Source organism: Methylobacterium sp. AMS5 (assembly GCF_001542815.1).
Lineage (GTDB): Bacteria > Pseudomonadota > Alphaproteobacteria > Rhizobiales > Beijerinckiaceae > Methylobacterium.
Map to the genome: position 1 here is coordinate 3565510 of NZ_CP006992.1, position 15930 is coordinate 3581439.

General features: G+C 70.7%; 14 protein-coding genes. 9 read left to right on the forward strand and 5 right to left on the reverse strand.

Features of this window, described 5'->3' with window-relative positions; all coding sequences use genetic code 11:
- The first annotated feature begins 199 nt into the window (after window positions 1-199).
- Both cobF and Y590_RS16065 read left to right on the forward strand, forming a co-directional pair.
- Window positions 200-970, forward strand: coding sequence for a precorrin-6A synthase (deacetylating) (gene cobF, locus Y590_RS16060; RefSeq protein WP_060770731.1), 771 nt, complete (start codon window positions 200-202; stop codon window positions 968-970).
- 248 nt (window positions 971-1218) lie between these two features.
- Entirely contained in the window at window positions 1219-2532 is a 1314-nt protein-coding gene (locus Y590_RS16065; RefSeq protein WP_286161761.1) for a COG3904 family protein, read from the forward strand.
- A gap of 203 nt (window positions 2533-2735) precedes the next feature.
- Here Y590_RS16065 and Y590_RS16070 read toward each other — a convergent pair whose 3' ends face one another.
- On the reverse strand, window positions 2736-3302 hold the full coding sequence (locus Y590_RS16070; protein WP_060770733.1) for a hypothetical protein: 567 nt from the start codon (window positions 3300-3302) through the stop codon (window positions 2736-2738).
- A gap of 361 nt (window positions 3303-3663) precedes the next feature.
- Here Y590_RS16070 and Y590_RS16075 point away from each other — a divergent pair, with 361 nt between their 5' ends.
- From Y590_RS16075 to Y590_RS16085, 3 genes are all read left to right on the forward strand, one after another.
- On the forward strand, window positions 3664-4353 hold the full coding sequence (locus Y590_RS16075; protein ID WP_003607087.1) for a division plane positioning ATPase MipZ: 690 nt from the start codon (window positions 3664-3666) through the stop codon (window positions 4351-4353).
- Window positions 4337-4690 (forward strand): ribbon-helix-helix domain-containing protein, encoded by a 354-nt coding sequence (locus Y590_RS16080; RefSeq protein ID WP_060770734.1) that lies wholly within the window; start codon window positions 4337-4339, stop codon window positions 4688-4690. The genes Y590_RS16075 and Y590_RS16080 overlap by 17 nt, the downstream gene beginning before the upstream one ends.
- 267 nt (window positions 4691-4957) lie before the next feature.
- The gene (locus tag Y590_RS16085; RefSeq protein WP_060770735.1) at window positions 4958-6361 is read left to right on the forward strand and encodes a septal ring lytic transglycosylase RlpA family protein; all 1404 of its coding nucleotides are present in this window, start codon (window positions 4958-4960) and stop codon (window positions 6359-6361) included.
- A 12-nt stretch (window positions 6362-6373) separates the two neighbouring features.
- On the opposite strand, the gene trpS is transcribed toward Y590_RS16085, so the two are convergent.
- The 3 genes from trpS to Y590_RS16100 all read right to left on the reverse strand — a co-directional run bounded on the left by trpS (window position 6374) and on the right by Y590_RS16100 (window position 9973).
- Complete coding sequence (trpS, locus tag Y590_RS16090) at window positions 6374-7399, reverse strand: tryptophan--tRNA ligase (protein WP_060770736.1); 1026 nt, start codon at window positions 7397-7399, stop codon at window positions 6374-6376.
- A 208-nt stretch (window positions 7400-7607) separates the two neighbouring features.
- A complete protein-coding gene (locus Y590_RS16095; RefSeq protein ID WP_201026742.1) occupies window positions 7608-9506 on the reverse strand; it encodes an aq_1923 C-terminal domain in 1899 nt (632 codons plus the stop codon).
- Window positions 9507-9646: 140 nt separating this feature from the next.
- On the reverse strand, window positions 9647-9973 hold the full coding sequence (locus Y590_RS16100; RefSeq protein ID WP_004447459.1) for a HesB/IscA family protein: 327 nt from the start codon (window positions 9971-9973) through the stop codon (window positions 9647-9649).
- A gap of 126 nt (window positions 9974-10099) precedes the next feature.
- On the opposite strand from Y590_RS16100, the gene Y590_RS16105 reads away from it, so the two are divergent.
- Entirely contained in the window at window positions 10100-11353 is a 1254-nt protein-coding gene (locus tag Y590_RS16105; RefSeq protein WP_060770738.1) for a deoxyguanosinetriphosphate triphosphohydrolase, read from the forward strand.
- Between the two features lie 27 nt (window positions 11354-11380).
- Here the strand turns inward: Y590_RS16105 and Y590_RS16110 are convergent, their stop codons facing one another.
- Complete coding sequence (locus Y590_RS16110; protein WP_060772324.1) at window positions 11381-11884, reverse strand: hypothetical protein; 504 nt, start codon at window positions 11882-11884, stop codon at window positions 11381-11383.
- A 141-nt stretch (window positions 11885-12025) separates the two neighbouring features.
- Between Y590_RS16110 and Y590_RS16115 the strand changes: the two genes are divergently transcribed.
- The 3 genes from Y590_RS16115 (at window position 12026) to Y590_RS16125 (ending at window position 15815) form a co-directional block, all read left to right on the forward strand.
- On the forward strand, window positions 12026-12502 hold the full coding sequence (locus Y590_RS16115) for an acyl-CoA thioesterase (RefSeq protein WP_060770739.1): 477 nt from the start codon (window positions 12026-12028) through the stop codon (window positions 12500-12502).
- 95 nt (window positions 12503-12597) lie between these two features.
- Complete coding sequence (gene argS, locus Y590_RS16120; RefSeq protein WP_060770740.1) at window positions 12598-14367, forward strand: arginine--tRNA ligase; 1770 nt, start codon at window positions 12598-12600, stop codon at window positions 14365-14367.
- Window positions 14368-14396: 29 nt separating this feature from the next.
- Window positions 14397-15815, forward strand: coding sequence for an SPOR domain-containing protein (locus tag Y590_RS16125; RefSeq protein WP_060770741.1), 1419 nt, complete (start codon window positions 14397-14399; stop codon window positions 15813-15815).
- The last annotated feature ends 115 nt before the right edge of the window (window positions 15816-15930 follow it).

Consider the following 15930-nt stretch of genomic DNA (forward strand, 5'->3'; position numbering starts at 1 on the left):
CATCAAGTTCATGGCGACGATGACCTTCGTCACCCTGTTCGGTACCTGCCTCACGGCGCTGGTGGGCTGAAGCCTCAGCCACTCCGAGCGCCGTCCGATCCTGAGGCTCCCTTACTAGCCCGGATCCGTTAAGAAGCCGCTTCCATGTCTCCCCTCGCGGGGATGTCGCCGGGATCAGGCCCGGCCGGAAGCGTGAACCTTGCGACACATCCACGTCATCGGCATCGGAACCGGCAACCCGGAGCACCTGACGATTCAGGGCATCCAGGCGTTGAAGGCGACCGATGCGGTCTTCGCCCTCGACAAGGGGGAAGCCAAAGCCGGCCTGCTCGGCCTGCGCCGCCAGATCTGCGACCGCTACATCGCGGGACGGCCCTACCGCTTCGTCGAGGCAGCCGATCCCGAGCGCGACCGCCGCCCCACGGATTACGGCGTGGCGGTGGACGATTGGCACGCGGCCCGCGCGGCCCTCTACGAGGATCTGATCGCCGAGCATCTGCGCGAGGACGAGCGGGGGGCCTTCCTCGTCTGGGGCGACCCGTCCCTCTACGACAGCACCCTGCGCATCCTGGAGCGCGTGCTCGCCCGCGGCCGCGTCGGCTTCACCTACGACGTGATCCCCGGCATCACCAGCGTGCAGGCGCTCGCCGCCGCCCACCGCATCCCGCTGCACCGTATCGGCGAGCCGGTGCGGATCACCACCGGCCGGCGGCTTCGCGAAAGCTTGGGCGACGGTTTGGGCCAGGAGCCCGGCGCGACCGTGGTGATGCTCGACGGCGACCCGCGCTTCGAGGGGCTCGACCCCGATCTGACGATCCACTGGGGCGCCTATCTCGGCACGCCGGACGAGCTGCTCGTCGCCGGCCGGCTCGGTGACGTGGCCGAGGACATCCGCCGGGTGCGCGCGGAGGCCCGCACCCGCCACGGCTGGATCATGGACATCTATCTGCTGCTCAAACCCGCGTCCTGACGCCGCCGACGCTCCGCCCTCGCGCTGCGACATAGTGTCGAGGCGGGGAAGCCCCTGCCGCAAACGATGCGGCTCGAAACCGATTCCTTCCCGTCCTTCCATCCCCGGCGACAAGGGTCGCCTCCGGTCGCTTTTTCGCCCTGGCAAAGGCCTTGCTTCGCCGCTCTCGCGATGGACACTTCTCGGGTCGAACAAGAACCCGAACCATCCTGTGGGGGCGAATGATGGCGGCTGGCTCGCGGCGGGCCGTGCGCGGTGTTGCTTGCGGTTCGGTCGGGCTGGCCGGCGCCGTGATGGCGGGGATCCTGCTCTCCGGCCCGGGCCGGCCGACGAGCCCGCGCGGAGCGATCGATCCGGTCGGCGGCGGGCTCACGGCCCGCACCGATCTCCACGCGACCGCGCCGGAAGCGCCTTCGACCCGCATCGTCCTCGGGCCCGGCGAACGCGACATACGCCTGTCCGGCGAGTTGACCGAGGGGGCGGCCGAGCGGCTCGCCGGGCTGATCGAGGCCCACCGCACGGTCGAGCGCATCCATCTCACCAGCGAGGGCGGCCTGGTCGATGAGGGCGCGGCCATCGGCGCGCTGATCGCGGAGCACGGCCTCATCACCTACGTGCCGGATTACTGCGTGTCCGCCTGCACCCTGGCCTTCGTGAGCGGGCGCGAGCGGCTGGTCCTGGCGGAGGCGCGGCTCGGCTTCCATGCGCCCTACGAGACCGGTCCGTTCGGCGTCGAGATCGCGGCCGACAGCGCGCCCGAACGCGCCGCCTACCTCGCTGCGGGAATCAGCGCCGATTTCGTCGATGCCGCCCTCAAGGTCCGGCCGGACGACCTGATGATCCCCGACACCGACACCCTGGTGAGGGCCGGCGTCGCCACCGGCCGGGTCGATGCCTACCGCTTTCCCGATTCCACCCTCGACGACGGTGCCGACCCGGAGCGGGCCCGCACCGTGATCCTGCGCGACGTGCCGCTGCTGGATGCGGTCGAGGCCGGCGCACCGGGGACGATCGCGCCGATCGCCGCGTGGTACCTCGACGGCTATCGCCGGGGCCGCTCGGAGGGGGACGCCGTCGACGGTGTCCGCCGGATGGCCGCGCAGGCCGTGGCGCGAAGCCTCGCCGAGGCCGACCCGGCCGCCCTGACCGATCTCGGACGGATGATCCTGCAGACGATGCGGCGTCCGAGTCCGGACCGGAGGCGCATCTGCGCATGGGCCGAGGACGGGGTCGGCGCCGTGCTGACGCGGCCGCGCCTGGGCGCGGCACAGCTTGCCCAGGGACGGGCGATCCTGTCGCGGGCGCTCGGGTTGAGGGCGACGGAGGCGGCGCCCCAGCCCCTCCGGGAGGCCTCGACGAGGCAGGCCGCACTCGCGGTGGCGACGGTGGCGGCCTCACCGAATCCGGCGCGCGGGCGGGGCTGCTCGGCCCTGCGAAAAGCCTTCGCGGTCGCGCTGGCCCGCCCCATGCCCGAGGCGGCACAGGCCTTGCGCCGGCTCCTCTTCCCCGCGTCGCCGACACGCTCCCGCCCCGCGCTCGAAGCCTCCGCGCAGCCGCGATAGGAGGGCCTCACAAAACGCGCGGCCTCTGACCGTTCTCGCTCTGGCGATGACAGCGCGGCGGGGGTTTTGTGAGAGACACTCAAGCATCGTCCTGGAGACCTGATCCAGGGCGATGCTTGAGGCTCTTGTTTTCGCATCATCTTTTTCCGAAAGCCGGCAACCACCTTTCGGGACGATGCTCTAAATCCGGGCCGTCGCGTCCGTCAGTGCACCTGCCCTCGGGTGCCGCGGAGATGGCGGGCAATCTCGTGACCGACCTCGACGGCGACCTCGTCGACGAGGCGGGCCAGGGGTGGGTTGCGCAGGCCCGCCACCAATCCCTTCATCGCCGCGGCATGGTCGGCGAGACGGTTGGCCTGCCGCTGAGCTTGATGGGCCTCCGACTCGACCGGCCGGCGCCCTTCGGTCAGGTCGAAGGCGAGCCCCTGGGTCGTAAGTGCCCCCGTCTCGGGATCGCGCGCGCTTTGCCCCATCAGGCGCAGCCAGCGCGGACCGTCCGGGCCGGGCCGCGTGCGGAACTCGGCCTCGAAGGGTCGTCCGTCTTCCCCCGCCGCCCGCAGCACGCTTTCCAGCCGGATCGCATCCTCGGCCTCCACAGCCGCCAGCGCCAGCGCCAGAGGGGCTCCGGCCGCCGAGGCCGCCGGTACGGCCAGGAGCCGCGCCAGGACCGGGGACAGGGCGAGCCGGTTGGAATCCGGATCATGGGCCCAGGCACCGATGCAGGCGGAGCCGGCGAAGGCGGAACGAAGGTCAGGTTGAAGAACCGTCATCTCAGGGCACCGGCAGAACATATCCGGGCGCGCAAGACCGCAGCCTGGACGCTCGGCGAGCCCCAGGATCGACCTAAAGAAAGCGGCTACCTCGGCCGAACCAGCCGCCAATAGCAATCTCAGGTATGTTTTCTGCGACCAAACTTGCCTTAAGTTATAGTAGCGGAAGGCAACGCACCTCGTAAAGCGCTCAGGTGGCGCAACGGCGCAAATTCAACCTCAAGTCAATGAATGCGAAAGGAGGGGCCCGGCGTCGGCCTTAACGGGCGGTTAACTATGTTGGGCGAAATCCGGGTTCTGGGTGGCCCCGGGATCACAGGACCGGCAGCCCGACGAAACCGAGAGCGGTGGGGTGGCCGGCATGAAAGCAATCACATTCGTGACGCAGAAGGGAGGCAGCGGCAAGAGCACCCTGTGCATCTCGCTTGCGGTCGCCGCACAGGAAGCGGGGCACGCGGTCTGCATCCTGGAGATGGACCGGCAGGCCACGATCACCGACTGGCTCGATCACCGCACCGCCGACGGCCCCGAAGTGGCCCAGATCGACGCCACGCAGATCGACCTCGTGATGGAACGGCTGGCGGAATCGTCCTACGACTACGTGTTCATCGACACCCCCGGCATCGATTCCAACGGGACGCTCTCGGCGATCCGCGCGGCGGATCTGTGCATCATCCCCTGCCGGCCGACCCCCGCCGACTTGCGCGCCTTCAAGCCGACGCTCGCCGCCGTCTACCGCCTGGAAAAGAAGTTCGCCTTCGTCCTGAACCAGACCCCGCCGCGCTCCTACCGCATCCGCGATGCCGCCGATGGGCTCGCGGTGCTCGGCATCCTGCCCGACGTCAACATCGTGGCGCGCAACGACCATCAGGACGCCATCGGCGTCGGCCAGGGCGTCACCGAATTCAATCCGAAGGGTCAGGCCGCGGGCGAAGTGCGCCGGCTGTGGAGCTGGATCGAGCGCCGCATGCAGGCGACGGGGCAGCGGACCCGCAAGGGAGCGGCTGCAGAGACGGCCAAGGATACGAGAAAGCATGTCAAGGCCGCCTAAGCTCGACCTCGCCTCGATCGTCGCCTCCGCCGGCCCGGCCGGCGGGCCGCGGAAGGGCGGAGCCCGGTCGGCCGCGAAGGCGAACAGTCCGGCGGGCGCGGAAATCGTCCGGCTCGATCTGGCGGCCTCGGCGCCTCCGGCACGGGCCGGGACCCTCAAGGAGCGCGCCAAGCAGATGTCGGTCTATCTGGAGCCCCCGGTCTACGACCAGCTCCGGGATCTGGCCTATGCCGAGCGTACCAAGATGCACGCCCTGATGCTCGAAGCCCTCGACCTGCTGTTCAAGCAGCGCGGCGCCCGCTCCATCGAGCAGGTGCTGGGCGAGAACCCGCGCTGAGAAAACGGGACGCTGCCCTTCGCCTCACGTGGCCCGTCATGATGCGCGGCGCAGCTTTCCTCTCGCGTCCTTGCGACTGTCTGCGCGCGCAACGCCTCGGCGCTCCCGCTACCTGACCGCCCGTTCAGCCTTCCTTTACCGCGTCCGGACGATCGTCTGGGGACGGCCGGACGTCTGTTCCGGCTCGGCGTAGCGTGATCCCCTTAAGGCCCAGCTTTCCGCGGCCTTGGGGGAATCTGTGGCGTAGGCGGGGAGCGGGCGAGCGACATGACTCATGTCATGCCACGGGATTTGGCATCGATCAGGACGGCCGCGGACGCTCCGACGCGGGGTGCGATGCCGGTCCTGCGACCGGCCCTGCAGCTCCTCGCGGTCTGCGCGGTGGCGCTGACGACGGCCAACTGCGCCAACAATCCGGCCAAGCTCGCGGGCGGCGCATCCTCGGGCAGCGAGATCGATCCGAAATACGGCGTGAAGGCGAGCCGCCGCCTCTACAACGAGGGCGACGTGATCCCGAAGGGGGGCGGGCGGCGCTTCTCGGGCAAGCCCTACGTGGTGGCGGGCAAGACCTACGTGCCGCGCGAGGATGCCCGCGGCTACGTGCGCGAGGGCCTCGCCTCCTGGTACGGCAGCGCCTTCCACGGCCGGGTCACCGCCAACGGCGAAGTCTTCGACCGCCACTCCATCGCCGCCGCGCACCCCACGCTGCCGCTGCCGAGCTATGTCCGGGTGACCAACCTCGACAACGGTCATTCGATGATCCTGCGCGTCAACGACCGCGGCCCCTACCATGCCAACCGTCTGATGGACGTGTCCGAGGAGGCGGCCCGCGCGCTCGAATTCCACCGCAAGGGCACGGCGCGGGTGCGCGTCGAGTATGCCGGCAAAGCCTCCGTCGCCGGCAGCGACGATCGCAAGCTGCTCGCCACCCTGCGCACCGACGGTCGCCCCGCCGCGATCGGGCGCGCGCCGGTGATGATGGCCGATCTCGGCCCCTCCGAGCCCGAGGCCGCGCCCGAGCGGCTCGAACGCGCCTCCCGCGCACTCGCCTTCCGCCCGGCGGGCGAGCGCGACGACGATGCGCCGGAGACCGCGGCACCGCGCCCGGCCCGGCCCGCGCCGGTCGTGCTGGCCAGCGCCGCGGTCGCCGTCCCGGCGGCGTTGCAGCCGACGGCCGCCCGCGCCGCGCCGTTCCGTCCGGCTCCGGTGGCGCTCGCCGCCGCCCCGGCCAAGCCGGCGATCGAGCCGCGCCGCATGATGGCCGAAACCGGCCGCTCCGCTCAGCCGGCACAAGGCCGGCACAAGGATGCGACCGCTCCGGCCCCGACGCGCTTGGCCTCCACGCCGGTGAAGGGCATCTCCGTGCCCGTCCGTACCGCGCAAGCGGTGCCGATGAAGGCGGCGGCCACCAAGACGCCGGCCCCGCAATTCGCCGCCGCCGGAACCATCAAAGGCACGCCCAAGCCCACCGGCAAAGCCGCGGCGCCCGAACCCGCCTCGCGTATGGCGGGGATGCCGCCCAGCTCGAAGCAGGCGATCGCCAAGCTCGCCGGCACGGCGCCAACGCCGGGCACCAAGCCCGCCGCCAAGACGGCGACCAAGACGGCCGTGGCCCAGACGCCCGGCCCATCCGGCACCAAGGCGAAACGCTCCCAGGTGGCGGCGAACTGACGCGACCCCGTCTCAAGCGGCGAGGGTGAACACGCCGAGCCCGTCGCGGACCGCCTGCAGCGTGTCCGCGGTCAGGCGTTGCGCCCGTTTCGTCCCGTCGCGCAACAGGTCGAGCACCTCGTCCGGGCGCTGCGCCAACGCGGCCCGCCGCTCGCGCAGGGGCGCGAGGAAGGCGTCGAGCACGGCTTCCAGCCGCGCCTTGACCGCCGTGTCGCCGAGGCCACCGCGCCGGTAACGCGCCTTCAATTCGGCGACCGCCGCGCCATCCGGGTCGAAGGCGTCGAGATAGGTGAACACGACGTTGCCCTCGACACGTCCGGGATCGGAAACCCGGAGATGGCCGGGATCGGTGTACATCCGCCGCACCGCCTCACGGATCGCTTCCGGCGGGGCCGAGAGAGCCACGGCGTTACCCTGCGACTTGCTCATCTTGGCCCGCCCGTCGATGCCGGGCAGCCGCCCGGTCTCGGGAATCAGCGCCCGCGCCTCCGGCAGGAGGGGACGCCCGGCCTGCCGGTTCACCCGGCGGACGATCTCGTTGGTCTGCTCGATCATCGGCGCCTGATCCTCGCCCACCGGCACCAGGGTGGCGCGGAAGGCGGTGATGTCGGCGGCCTGGGCCACGGGGTAGCACAGGAAGCCGGCCGGAATGTCCCGGCCGAAGCCACGGGCCTGGATCTCCTGGCGGACGGTCGGATTGCGCTCCAGCCGGGCCACGGTGACGAGGTTGAGATAGAGCTGGGTCAGCTCGGCCAAAGCCGGCAGCGCCGATTGCACGCACACCGTCGAGAGGGCGGGGTCGATGCCGACGGCGAGATAGTCGAGGGCGACCTCGAGGATGTTGCGCCGGATGCGATCGGGATCCTGGGCGTTGTCGGTCAGAGCCTGGGCATCGGCGACCAGTACGAATTGCCGGTGCGTCGCCTGGAGCGCGACGCGGTTCCTCAGGCTGCCGACGTAATGGCCGAGATGCAGCGGGCCGGTGGGGCGGTCGCCCGTGACGATGACGGGACGCGGATCACAGGTTTCGGGATTCATGGGGGGCAGCTCCTGAGAAGTGAGCCGCCGTGAGGAGAGACTTGCCGGAATGACGCTGCCTGCCGCTTCACGGCGGCAGGGTTCGTCTGTCATGACCGAACGATGCCGCTCCCTAAAGGGAGCGCCACCAGAGCGAGACGGGCCTTTGCACAGCGTCGGTCATGCCGCCTCGTATCACCGCCGGGGGATTCAACCAAGGCGGGAAACGCTACTCGGCCTTGGCATTCACCTCGAGCTTGTCGAGGACCGCCGCCGGGGTCGGGGCGGTGCTGACATCGACCATGCCGAGACCCTCGCCGCTCTTCGCCTTGGCGCTGATCGAGAGGGTGCCGGGCTTGGCCACGAACTTGCCCATCGCCGCGCCGATCGCCTTGGCGGCCGCCGAGTTGCCGAGGATCACCGGCACGCCGATCACGCTCGCCGCCACGTATTCCTTGCGCAGTTCGTCGGGCTTGAGGCTCAGCACCTTCGCCTGGGCGTCGATGAAGCGTTCGAACAGGCCGCCATTCTCCAGCGTCAGGTCCAGCGCCTTGGCGGTGGCCGAGAGCATGGCAAAGCCCGAGACCGCGGCATCCGGGTCGAACACCTCGGGGCCGATGCCGCCGAGCGTGGCGGCAAGGTGGAGGCGACCCATATTCTTGCCGGAGAGCGACAGCGCCTTGAAGCTCAGTTCCCGCTTGTCCTCGCTCCAGGCGGTGTCGGCCGTGGCGTCGAGATCGAGGTCGCGGTAGCCGTAGAGGCCGAGCGAGCCGAGACCGGGAACGCCCTCGACGGCGGAGGCCGGCATAGTGAGGCCGGTGAGCGTGAAACGGGTCTCGGTCGGCACGCCGTCCTTGGGCGGCCCGAAGCTCATGCTGGCGCCGCGCAGGCCGATATGGAGCGGCGGGAGCGGAACAAGCTTCGCCGCCTTGAGCGGATCGCCCGAGGCGGCCGGGGGCGACACCGCGACCTGCGCGAGATCGAGCCCGAGATCGGACAGGGTCAGCGTACCGATGACCGGGGTCAGGCGGCGCAGCTCCGCCTCCTGCAGGTCCGGCGCCGGAGCGGCCCCCTTCCCGAGATCGGTGCCGGCGGGGAGCGGTGCCTTGGCGAGGCGGCGCAGGGCGGCGATGGTCGGCTCCAGGGAGAAGCCGGTGAGCGAGAGGCGGGCGATCTTGCCCTGCGCCTCCTTGGCGCCGAAGCCGATCTCGGCGAGCGTGATGCCGGCCTCAGCTCCGCCCGCATAGCTCATGCGGCCGATGCTGAAGGAGAGCGGGTCATCGCCCTTCACCTCCTTCACGGTCAGGTCCGTCGCCTCGAGGCTGCCGACCGAGACCGATTCGGCGAGATCGGCGAGCAGGCCGGCCGAGCGGGCGCGCTTGGCCCGGTCGTCCTCGGCCAGGCCGCCATCGCCCAACGCCTCCACGGCACCGCGCCAGGTCGCCGGCGTCTGGCGCCCGGCGAGGTCGCGGCCGGTCAGGCGGGCGATCGACACCGTGGTGCCGCGCTCGTCGATGAAGGCGATGCTTTCGACGGCGAGCGCCACGTAGAGGCGCTGGAGCGGGCTGCCCGCGTCGCCGGCCTCGCTGTAGAGGCGCGCCAGCGCGGTAAGATCGACCTCCTCGGCGCGGATGCGGCCATAGCTGCCGCTGCCCGCCTGCGGCGCGCCCTCGACGGTGAGCGTCGCACCGGCCGCGGTCAGTTCGCTGATGCGCCCCGCCCGGATCGTGCGCGCGGCTACGTCGCGGTAGGTCACGACTTGGCGCCGGTCGCCGTCGCGGCGCTCGACGCGCAGTTCGGGCATGGTGAGGCTGCCGGCATCGAGGCGTTGAAGCCGGGCCGGCCAGAGTTCCCTGACCGGATCCTTCGCATCCTTGGCGTCGGCCTTGAAGATCGCGAGCAGGTCGTCGCGGGAGAGGCGCGTGCCGCTCACCGTCACCTTCGGCGCGGTGACGAGCGTGTCGCCGAAAGCGAGGCTCACGTTGTCGAGCACGAGATCCTGGACCGCGGACGCCGCCTCCTGTGCCACGGCCGGCGCCAGGGGCGCGGGCCCTGTCAGCAGCGCGACCGCGCAAGCCGAGGCGAGCAGTGCCCGCATGAGAACGGGACGGCGCGTCGATGACGTCATGGCTGGATCAGATCGCAGGCTGGCAGGAGATCGGAGAAGGGCCGTGAGACTTCCATCCCTGCCGGTTTTCCACAGGCGTGGCAATTGCGCCGGTGCCACGGCGCCGCCGCTTCGCGCCCGATCGTCGGGTCGGGCTCGCCTCAGATCGCGAAGGAGGTGCCGCAGCCGCAGGAGGCGGTGGCGAGCGGGTTCTCGATCTTGAAGGACTGGCCGATCAGGTCGTTCACGAAGTCGATGGTCGCGCCGCCCATATATTCGAGCGAGACCGGATCGACGAGCACGGTGGCGCCGTCGCGCTCGATCACCACGTCGTCGCCCTCGCGGGCGCTGGTGATGTCGAAGGCATAGGAGAAGCCCGAGCAGCCGCCGCCGTTCACGCTGATGCGCAGCGACGAGCCGGGGGGCTCGGCACCCATGATCTCGTTGATCCGCTTGGCGGCGCGGGCGGTGAGGTTGATGTCGGCCATCGTGGCGCGGCCCCGTTTCTCGAACCGGTGTCGTGAAGGTAAGAGCCCGCGATTGCCGCGGGCTTCACCCCACCCAAGATATGGGGTGCGAGGGCCGGCCGCAACGCGGCTGCGGAAGGAAGGGCTGTGCAGGTGCGGCAGAACGGCGAGCGCTGGCGGGCGCCCTACGCCACCGATCCGGCGGCAACCCGCGGGCGGCTGATCCCCGAGGCGTTCTCGCCCACCCGCAGCGACTTCCAGCGCGACCGCGACCGGATCATCCACTCCACCGCCTTCCGGCGGCTGAAGCACAAGACGCAGGTCTTCGTGCATCACGAGGGCGACCATTACCGCACGCGGCTCACCCACAGCCTGGAGGTCAGCCAGATCGCCCGGGCGCTCGCCCGCGCGCTCGGCCTCGACGAGGATCTGGCCGAAGCGCTGGCGCTGAGCCACGACCTCGGCCACACCTGCTTCGGGCATACCGGCGAGGACGCGCTGCACGCCTGCATGGCCGATTACGGCGGCTTCGACCACAACGCCCAGGCTTTGCGCATCGTCACCCGGCTGGAGCGGCGCTATGCCGGCTTCGACGGCCTCAACCTAACCTGGGAGACGCTGGAGGGGCTGGTCAAGCATAACGGCCCGCTCCTCGACGCCTCCGGCGCGCCGGTCCGGCGTTACGCCGCCGACGGCATCCCGGCGGCTTTGCTCGAATACAACGCGACCAACGACCTCGAACTGTCGCGCTTCGCCGGCCCGGAGGCGCAGGGCGCCGCGCTCGCCGACGACATCGCCTACGACGCCCACGACCTCGACGACGGCCTGCGGGCCGGGCTGTTCGATCTTTCCGACCTCACGGCCGTGCCGTTCCTGAACGGGCTGCTCGACGAGATCGACACCCTGCATCCCGGACTGGAGCCGTCGCGGAAGATCCATGAGTTGGCGCGCCGGGTCATCACGCGCTTCGTCGAGGACGTGATCCGCGAGAGCGAGGCGCGCATCGCCGCGCTGGCCCCCCGCAGCGTCGGCGACATCCGCGCCGCGCAGGAGCCGGTCATCGCCTTCTCGCCGGCCATCGCCACGGCGGATGCGGACATCAAGCGCTTCTTGTTCGCGCGGATGTACCGCCACCCGGAAGTGATGGCGGTGCGGGCCAAGGCCGCGACCATCGTCGACGACCTGTTCTCGGCTTTCCGCGCCGACCCGGCGCGGATGCCGGCCGAATGGTCGGAGGGGCTGGAGAATGCCAGCGAGGCCCGTCTCGCCCGGCGCATCGCCGACTACATCGCCGGCATGACCGACACCTACGCGGTGCTGGAGCATAGCCGGCTGTTTGCGGCGACGCCCAACCTGCACTGGAGCCCGCCGAGCCGTGGCCTTCCGCTGACGGAGCCGTGAGGCGCCGCCAGCGGCAGGCTCACGATCTCATTCGCAGACGCAGCCCGCGCCGTAACCGGTGTTGTAGATGGGGGCGTAGCCGGTGGTGACGGGCGCGTAGCCGTAGCCGTAAGCAGGCGCGGCATAGCCGCCGTAACCACCCCAACCGTAGCCACCGCTCAGCGCGCCGCCGGCAAGTCCGAGGCCCAGCCCGAGCCCGGCCCCGGCCAGACCGACTCCGGCCCCCGCGAGGCCGATGCCGGCACCCCGTCCGTAGCCGTAGCCGCGGCCATAGATGCCGCGCGCGGCGTATCCGCGATATCCGAAGCCGCGATGCCCGAAGCCGCCGCGATGGCCGGCGAACCCACCGCGATACCCACCGACGCGGCCGGCCTGACCGAAGCGGGCACCATAGCCGTGATGGCCGTAGCCGCCCTGATGGCGGCCACCGCCGACATACCCGCCATGACCGCCGAACTCGCGGGCCTCGGCGGTTGCGGGTGCGAGGATCAGGGTGGCGAGGGCCGTGGCGGCGAGGGCGAAGGACTTCATCGGGGCAAACTCCATGCAGGATCTTGGCAGGATCTCGCCACGACAACGCCGCCGTTCGCGCTCTGCGTGCAACGCTGCATTCTACCGAGAGAGTGCCTTTTCCCTGCGCGAAAGGCGGCAGGGGACAAGGGATAGGGCCAAATGACGGAGGACCGATTGAGCGCCGACCGCACAACCCTGCGCGACACCCGCGCCGCCTATCCCCGGCTCGTGCCGCTGACGACGCGCTGGGGCGACAACGACGTCTACGGGCACGTCAACAATGTCGTCTACTACGCCTTCTTCGACACGGCGGTGAACGGGATCCTGGTGGAGGCGGGCGCCCTCGACATCGCCCGCTCCCCCGTCATCGGCCTCGTGGTGGAGACGGGCTGCCGCTACTTCGCCCCGGTCGCCTTCCCCGACCGGATCACCGCGGGCGTACGGGTGGCCCATCTCGGCCGCACCAGCGTACGCTACGAGATCGCGATCTTTCGCGATGACGCGGCGGAGGCGGCCGCGCAGGGCCACTTCGTCCACGTCTACGTCGACCGCGCCACACGCCGGCCGGTCCCGCTGCCGGAGCGGCTGCGGGCCGTACTGGCGGAACTCGCGGCCGTCCGGAGGGAGGCGCCGTGACACTCCCGCCCGCCATTGCTATGCCGCCCCGGACGGTTCCGGCTGCCCGACGCGCGGGTCGGCCGGCACGCGGTAACGACGAACACCTGAGCCTCATGAACATCTTCGCCCTCTTCGAGACGCGCGTGCGCGAGGCGCTCGAATCCCTCACCCGCTCCGGCCGGCTGCCCGAGGGGCTGGACCTGTCACGCGTCGTGGTCGAGCCGCCGCGCGACGCCGCGCACGGCGATCTCGCCACCAACGCCGCCCTGGTGCTGGCCAAGGAGGCCAAGCAGAACCCGAAGGCGCTCGGCGAGGCGCTGGCCGAAGAGTTGCGCACCGATCCCCGCATCGTCGAGGCGAGTGTCGCGGGCCCCGGCTTCATCAACCTGCGGCTCGCGCCGGAGGTTTTTCAGGATGTGATCCGGGCGGCGCTCGGCGAGGGCGAGAACTTCGGGCGCGGACAAATGCCGGGCGGCCCGGTCAACATCGAGTACGTCTCGGCCAACCCCACCGGGCCGATGCATGTCGGCCACGGGCGGGGCGCGGTGTTCGGCGATGCGCTCGCAAACCTGCTCGCCGCCGCCGGCCGGCCGGTGACGCGGGAGTACTACATCAACGATGCCGGTGCGCAGGTCGATGTGCTCGCCCGCTCCGCCTACCTGCGCTACCGCGAGGCGCTGGGCGAGACGATCACCATCCCCGAGGGTCTGTACCCCGGCGACTACCTCAAGCCGGTCGGTATGAGGCTGGCGCAGACGCACGGCCGGGCGCTCCTCGACCAGCCCGAGCACGAATGGCTGCCGCTGGTGCGCCGCTTCGCCATCGACGCGATGATGGCGATGATCCGCGAGGATCTCGCGGCGATCGGCATCCGCCACGACGTGTTCTTCTCGGAAGCCACGCTCCAGGGCGAGAACGGCGGCCAAGGGGGCAACAAGGTCGCGGAGCTGCTCGACGCGCTGCGGCAGAAGGGCCTCGTCTACGAGGGGCGCCTGCCGCCGCCCAAGGGCCAGTTGCCCGACGATTGGGAGGACCGGGAGCAGACCCTGTTCCGCTCGAGCCAGTTCGGCGACGACGTGGACCGGGCACTGCTGAAGTCCGACGGCTCCTTCACCTACTTCGCCTCCGACATCGCCTACCACCGCGACAAGTGGCTGCGCGGCGCCAACGAGCTCATCGACGTGCTCGGCGCCGACCATGGCGGCTACGTCAAGCGGATGCAGGCCGCGGTGAAGGCGGTCAGCGACGGGCAGGCCCGGCTCGACGTCAAGCTCTGCCAGCTCGTGCGGCTCTTGCGCGCAGGCGAGCCGGTGAAGATGTCGAAACGCGCGGGCGAGTTCGTGACGCTGCGCGACGTCATCGACGAGGTCGGCCGCGACGCGATCCGCTTCATGATGCTCTACCGCAAGAACGACGCGACGCTGGATTTCGACCTCGCCAAGGTTGTGGAGCAGTCGAAGGACAACCCGGTCTTCTACGTGCAGTACGGCCACGCCCGCCGCTTCTCGGTGCTGCGCCAAGCCCGCGAGGCGCTGCCGGGCGAGGATTTCTCGCCCGCGGCGCTGCTGGCCGACGCGGACCTGTCGGTGCTCACCGATCCCGGCGAGATCGAGATGATGCGCCTGATTGCTCAGTATCCGCGGGTGCTCGAATCAGCGGCGGCGGCGCACGAACCGCACCGAATCGCCTTCTATCTTTATGAAACGGCCAGCTCGCTGCATAGTTTCTGGAACAAGGGCAAAGACTTGCCGCAATTACGGATTGTTAATCCAACCGACAGAAAGTCTACCCGGGCCCGCTTGGCCCTCGTGGAGGCCTTGGGCGGCGTTCTTGCCTCCGGCCTCGCGGTTTTGGGCGTCTCCGCACCCGATGAGATGCGGTGACCGAGGACGGCTGTTGAGAGGATGAGGCCATGACGGGACACGCTTCGCGCGCGACGGTCGATTTCGATGCCTTCGAGCGCGAGCTGCGTCAGACGTCGCAGGATGCGATCCGGGCGAAGGCGCCGCAGGCCGCTCCCAAGGGCGACCCGCTCGCCGAGCTTGCCCGCATCGTCGGGCAGGACGATCCCTTCCGCGCCCTGCTGGAAGCGCGGGAGAAGGGCGCCGCCCAGGAGGCGGCTCCGGTGACGCGCGCGTCGGAGACGGGCCGTCCGGCCCGCGTCGAGCCGACCTTCGTGGACGAACCCGCCCACGACCCGGCCCGGACTCAGGCGCATGCCGAGGTGCATGGCCAGACCCTCGGCCAATCCCAGAGCCCGGCGGACGCCTTCGACCAGTATCTCGCCTCCGTCGAGCAGGGCATGTACGCCGACGGCACGACCGATCCGGCGGCCTTCGCCGAGGCCGACGAGAATTACCGGACGCGGCCTGCGGACCGTCCGCGCGCCCGCAACCGCCTCGTCCAGGTCGGCGCCGGCCTCGCCGTGGTCGCCGTCTGCGTCGGCGGTGCCCTGGCGTGGCGCGGCACCCATGGCGGCGGCAGCGGCGGCCCGATCACCGTGCTCGCCGACAAGACCCCGCTGAAGGTGCAGCCCACAGCGACCGACGGCGTCGAGATTCCCGATCAGAACAAACAGATCTACGACCGCAACGCCAAGGACGGTCAGATCAAGATCGTCAACCGCGAAGAGCAGCCGCTCGACGTCAACCAAGCCGCCCGCACCGCGGCCGCCCGCAGCGACGGCGGCGAACCGGGGCAGGGAGGGGCGACGCCCGGCGGCACGTTGTCCGACACGTTCGGCGAGCCGCGCCGGGTGCGCACCGTCTCGGTCAAGCCGGACACCCCGGTCCACCAGCCGCCGGCGCCTCCGGCCGAGACCGCCCAGGCACCGGTCTCGGCGATCCCGACCATGACGATGCCCGACACCGCTGCGAGCACCGCGACGCCGTCGTCGGAGCCCCGCCGTTCCGCGTCGCGCACCCTGGCCACGGCGCCGGCGACCACGCCCGTCGCCGAAGCGCCGCCTGAGCCGCAGGCCACGCCCGCCGCGCGTCCGAAGGCCCCGCAGCGCGTCGCCTCCGTCTCGCCCGAGACCACCGCCAGCACCTCCGAGCCGGCCCCCGCCTCCGCGGCGCTCACGGCGCCGGTCAGCGGCTACTCGGTTCAGCTCGGCGTGCGCGGCAGCGAGAGCGAGGCGCGGGCCGCCTTCCGCGAGATGCAGGGCAAGTACAGCCAGCTCTCCGGCAAGCCCGAGCTGATCCGGCAGGCCGAAGTGAACGGCAAGACCCTGTTCCGCGTCCGCGTCGGGCCTCTCGCCAAGAACGAGGCGTCCAGCCTGTGCAGCGCGCTGCAGGGTGCGGGCGGCCAGTGCTTCGTCGCCAAGAACTGAGCTGACACCGCGCGTGTTATCGGCCGGCTTCGGCACATGCCCGGAACCGGCTCGTCTGCGCGCATCCCATCCGCCCCCTCGTCCTGAGGTGCCCGCGTCAGCGGGCCTCGAAGGA

Coding starts and splice junctions, on each gene's coding strand:
- Y590_RS16125 (WP_060770741.1), top strand. CDS start 14,397: ATGACGGGACACGCTTCGCGCGCGACGGTCGATTTCGATGCCTTCGAG.
- Y590_RS16080 (WP_060770734.1), top strand. CDS start 4,337: ATGTCAAGGCCGCCTAAGCTCGACCTCGCCTCGATCGTCGCCTCCGCC.
- trpS (WP_060770736.1), bottom strand. CDS start 7,399: ATGAATCCCGAAACCTGTGATCCGCGTCCCGTCATCGTCACGGGCGAC.
- Y590_RS16115 (WP_060770739.1), top strand. CDS start 12,026: ATGACGGAGGACCGATTGAGCGCCGACCGCACAACCCTGCGCGACACC.
- Y590_RS16110 (WP_060772324.1), bottom strand. CDS start 11,884: ATGAAGTCCTTCGCCCTCGCCGCCACGGCCCTCGCCACCCTGATCCTC.
- Y590_RS16095 (WP_201026742.1), bottom strand. CDS start 9,506: ATGACGTCATCGACGCGCCGTCCCGTTCTCATGCGGGCACTGCTCGCC.
- Y590_RS16100 (WP_004447459.1), bottom strand. CDS start 9,973: ATGGCCGACATCAACCTCACCGCCCGCGCCGCCAAGCGGATCAACGAG.
- Y590_RS16070 (WP_060770733.1), bottom strand. CDS start 3,302: ATGACGGTTCTTCAACCTGACCTTCGTTCCGCCTTCGCCGGCTCCGCC.
- Y590_RS16075 (WP_003607087.1), top strand. CDS start 3,664: ATGAAAGCAATCACATTCGTGACGCAGAAGGGAGGCAGCGGCAAGAGC.
- argS (WP_060770740.1), top strand. CDS start 12,598: ATGAACATCTTCGCCCTCTTCGAGACGCGCGTGCGCGAGGCGCTCGAA.
- Y590_RS16085 (WP_060770735.1), top strand. CDS start 4,958: ATGACTCATGTCATGCCACGGGATTTGGCATCGATCAGGACGGCCGCG.